This is a genomic window from Lentilactobacillus diolivorans DSM 14421, from assembly GCF_001434255.1.
Lineage (GTDB): Bacteria > Bacillota > Bacilli > Lactobacillales > Lactobacillaceae > Lentilactobacillus > Lentilactobacillus diolivorans.
In genome coordinates this window covers 1-4425 of the sequence record NZ_AZEY01000047.1, presented here as the reverse complement: position 1 = coordinate 4425, position 4425 = coordinate 1, and the positions used below count along the sequence as shown (strand labels likewise).

The following is a 4425-nucleotide window of genomic DNA, read 5'->3' as shown; positions in this document are numbered from 1 at the left end:
CAACAGACTGCCATTGAAAGATTCCGGGCTTGTTCGGATTAAACTTGTAATTTGCCGTAAGCAAATCTTTCTCTCCAACTTAACCGTTTTCTTTCTTATCTGGTAAAGCTAACCATTTTGAAGTGTCAGACCGCTTTTAGCATCAAACAGATAAATATTAGAATTACGAATATAAAGATCTAATTTTTTGTGGCTATCATCATTAGGAATTCTTTTAGGCGTTTGAGTCACAATATTAACACCATCTTTAGTTTTTAGATAGACAAGCGTATGGCCGCCCATGTATTCAGCCAGATTTTTACTTGCAGAAAGTACAAAAAACCCCTCTTTTTGTGCAGAATTTTCAGGAGCTGTATCATTATCTCCTGACTTTTTTACCTGCGTTACTTTCTCAGGCCGAAAGCCAAGTACAATCTTTCTTTTATCCGTTGGCAAAACTTCTTTTTTCACGAATTCACTAAGGTCATAATTTACACCACCTGAATTAAAAATTCCCTTGTTCGAAAGAGTACCCTTTAAAATATTCATGCTGGGAGAACCGATAAAACGAGCAACGAAGAGGTTACGCGGGTTATCATAAAGTTCTTCAGGTTTACCATACTGCTGTACCACTCCGTCTCGCATGATCAAGATTTTATCCGCCATTGCCATCGCCTCAGCTTGATCATGCGTTACATAAATCGTTACAGTTCCAAGCTGCTTATGTAGCTCGATAATATCCTGCCTCGTTGAAACACGTAACTTCGCATCTAAATTAGAAAGCGGCTCGTCCATTAAAAAGACTTCAGGTGCGCGCACCATTGCACGCCCTAAAGCAACTCTTTGTCGCTGCCCACCAGAAAGCTGCGCGGGTTTACGAGCCAAATAGTCTGTGAGATTAAGCTTTTGTGCTGCTTCCTTGACCCGTGAATCAATTTCACTTTTAGAAAATTTACTAAGTTTTAAGTTGAACGCCATGTTATTGTAAACAGTCATATGTGGATATAATGCATAATCTTGAAAAACCATTGCAATGCTGCGCTTTTGCGGTGGAATATTATCGAAGCGCTTTCCATCTACATTAATTTTTCCCTTTGTAACTTCTTCCAAACCTGAAAAGCAACGCAATAGTGTAGACTTACCACAACCTGATGGTCCAATAATTGCAACAAATTCCTTGTCATCAATCTCAAGATTGATATCCTTTAGGGTATCATTTTCCGCATTATCATAACGCTTATAAAGGTGTTCGATTTGAATCTTACTCATAAGAAACGCCTCCTCGAGTTTATTATTTGTTTTTGTTTCTGCAGTGATTCATAATGAAAACATAAAATTTAGGTAAGAAAGAATGGTGCTCTTGACAAACAATTGACAATGAATCGGGGCGGAAGACATGAAAAAAAGATTTTTTAAAATCGCTAAGCTAACTTTTATGTTGAGTTTATCATTAATTGTCTTAACATGTTGTAGTTTTAGCTCGCAAAAGGAAAAAAATTCAAAAATTACACTTAACTTTTTTAATCAAAAGCCTGAAATAACCGCACAATATCAAAAATTAGCGCGGATGTATCATGCTAAACATCCCAACGTCAATATCCAAATTACTACTTCAGGTCAAGGCGGTGGGGCCGCTGCTTTACAAGCGAAGTTTGCCTCTGGGGAAGCTCCAGATATTATTATGCTTGGCGGGCTACCTGAAATAGATCGGTATAAGGATCATTTGATTAATCTAAAAGATCTTAAGGCAAGTAAAAACATAGTACCAAATCTTGTTAGCGGTGGAATTTCAAATAAACGTATGGTTGGAATTCCAGTCAATCTTGAGGCTTATGGCTGGTCGTATAACAAAGCTGTGTTCGCTAAGGCTGGGATTGATGCCTCAAAGATCAATAACTATTCTGAATTTTTGAAAGCGGTTGAAAAACTCAATTCAGAAAAAAAGAAGATTGGAATCGATGCCGTTTTCGGCTTTAACGGAGCTGATACCAATTCAATTGCTTCTGTTTCAGCACAATTTACTTCTCTGCCGTACAACAATAATCTTGTCAAAGCTTTCAAAAGCAAAACTTTCCCTTGGAAATACGAGAGGCAAATGAAAAATTATTATGATCTCGTAAAAAAATATAATGTACAACCGATTCTTTCAGTTAAATATGATCCTTCTGTCCAAGACCTTTTTTTCAATGGTAAAGTTGCTATGATACCTCAAGGAAATTGGATTATTCCGACGCTTGATGGTCTGGAAAAGGGATACGTGCAAAAAAATCTTGGCATGTTACCGTTCTTTGTTAAAAATGATGGTACTGACCGTCTTTTGACCGGTTCCTCATGGTATTTAGGAATCACTAAAGATCATCCCAAGCGGCAAAAAGCTGCTAAAGATTTTATTAACTGGATGTATACTTCAAAAGAAGCTGAGAACGTAATCATTAACGAAATGCGTTTCGTTCCTGCAATTAAAAACTTTGATGTTTCGAGGCTGCCTGATGATCTTTCTAAACAAATTTATCGGATCGGCACTTCCAAAAACGCACAATCTCCTGTTCACAAACAGTACCCGAATGGCTTTACTAACCAAGCACTTGGGCCATATATACAGCGCTATTTTGTAAATGGGATCTCTTGGAAAGAATTGAAAAAGGAAACATCGGCTAAATATCGACAGCTCAGGGAAATCCAAAGTGGGGAGTGATAAAAATGCTTATCAAAAAACATCAATATCTGGCTTTTGTTTTACCAGCAGTTTTCTTTATACTATTGATTATTGTCGTACCATTTCTGATAGGAATTTATTATTCCTTTACCGATTCCAATGGTTTACGCTCTTCTTTTATTGGTTGGAAAAACTTTGAAGTCCTTTTTCAAGACTCCACCTTTCTGCAGAGTTTTTGGCTAACAGTTAAATTTTCTTTTGTTTCAGTAATTCTAATTAACTTAGTCGGTTTGGCTTTTGCGTTAATCGTCACCAGTCACAACAACAGACTCACAAAATCACTCAGAACCATCTTCTTCATGCCAAATCTGATCGGCGGAATACTACTTGGTTTTATCTGGCAATTCATTTTTACTTCTGCTTTTCAGGCAATTGCCGCTGCTTTTCATCTTGACTTTTTCAAAGGTTGGTTGAGCAACCCTTCAACAGGCTTTTGGGGGATAGTAATTCTGTTTGTTTGGCAGATGAGCGGTTATATTATGTTAATCTATATTTCTTTCTTGAATGCAATTCCTAAGAATACCATTCAAGCAGCTGTTCTAGACGGTGCAAAAGCAACCCAGATTTTCTTTTTCATCAAGCTGCCACAATTGGCGCCAGCCTTTACAATCAGTCTATTTCTAACACTTGCCAACTCGTTTAAACTCTATGAGCAAAACTTAGCACTTACAAATGGTGGCCCATACCGCTCCACAGAGATGATTTCGATGTATATTTATAATACTGCTTTTGTAAACTTCCAGCAGGGATACGCTCAGGCAGCCGGAATTATCCTTTTCCTTTGTGTAACCATTGTTTCCTTTATTCAATTAGCACTTTCAAGAAAGCGGGAGGGATAGAAGATGAAAAAATCAACTAAAATCTTACTTGGCTTTCTTTTTGGAATCATTGCCCTATTCTGGTTCTACCCCTTTATCATTGTTATTATCAATGCTTTAAAGGGAAAAAGGGGAATTTTTCAAAACCCGTTATGGTTTACACGGGACTTTACGTTTTCAAATTTCAAAACTGCTTACCAGGCGCTTGATTTTACAAGCAGTTTCTTTAACTCTTTAGTTATCACAGTAGCCAGTGTCATTGTAATCACATTGGTTTCGGCAGTTGCTGCCTATGCTCTTTCTCGTGTTAAAGGGCCTTTCAGTTCAATTCTCTACTATCTTTGTGCCGGCACTATGCTGATCCCTTTTCAGTCAATTATGATCCCGCTTCTTTCACTTTTTGGCAAAGTTAATTTCCTTAACAGAACGAGTCTGGTCATTATGAACACCGGGTTATCAGTAAGCCTCTCAATTATTCTTTTTTATGGGGCTTTTCAAGGAGTCTCAAAAACTCTTGACGAAGCTGCTGCTTTAGATGGAGCCTATCCTTTTAAAACCTTTGTTTATATTATCTTTCCAGCGGTCAGCCCAATGACAGGTACAGTTGTTATCTTGAATGCAATGAAAATATGGAATGACTACCTGTTACCATCACTAGTCGTTAATAAAGATGGCATGTACACGATTCCACTTAAGATGTATTCTTTCTTCGGTGAAACAAACAGCCAATGGCAATTAGCCTTAGCCGGACTTGTTTTGTCAATGGTTCCGATTATTATTCTGTTCCTCCTATTGCAAAAGCAAGTCATGACAAGTGTGACAGAAGGAGCTATCAAGTAAAGATTGGATTTAATCTGGCAAATTACAAGTTTAATCCGAACAAGCCCGGAATCTTTCAATGGCAGTCTGTTG

General features: G+C 37.7%; 4 protein-coding genes. 3 read left to right on the top strand and 1 reads right to left on the bottom strand.

The annotated features are described in order from the left end of the window. Positions 1–108: 108 nt before the first annotated feature. Positions 109–1248 carry an ABC transporter ATP-binding protein gene (locus FC85_RS05120; protein ID WP_057864480.1) on the bottom strand — a complete coding sequence of 380 codons (1140 nt, stop codon included), beginning with the start codon at positions 1246–1248 and terminating at the stop codon, positions 109–111. Positions 1249–1375: 127 nt separating this feature from the next. Between FC85_RS05120 and FC85_RS05115 the strand changes: the two genes are divergently transcribed. From FC85_RS05115 to FC85_RS05105, 3 genes are read left to right on the top strand one after another with little or no spacing between them, the layout of a single operon-like run. Next, complete coding sequence (locus tag FC85_RS05115; RefSeq protein WP_057864479.1) at positions 1376–2674, top strand: ABC transporter substrate-binding protein; 1299 nt, start codon at positions 1376–1378, stop codon at positions 2672–2674. 5 nt (positions 2675–2679) lie between these two features. Beyond that, positions 2680–3534, top strand: coding sequence for a carbohydrate ABC transporter permease (locus FC85_RS05110; RefSeq protein ID WP_021355944.1), 855 nt, complete (start codon positions 2680–2682; stop codon positions 3532–3534). Between the two features lie 3 nt (positions 3535–3537). Then, complete coding sequence (locus FC85_RS05105; RefSeq protein WP_057864478.1) at positions 3538–4353, top strand: carbohydrate ABC transporter permease; 816 nt, start codon at positions 3538–3540, stop codon at positions 4351–4353. The last annotated feature ends 72 nt before the right edge of the window (positions 4354–4425 follow it).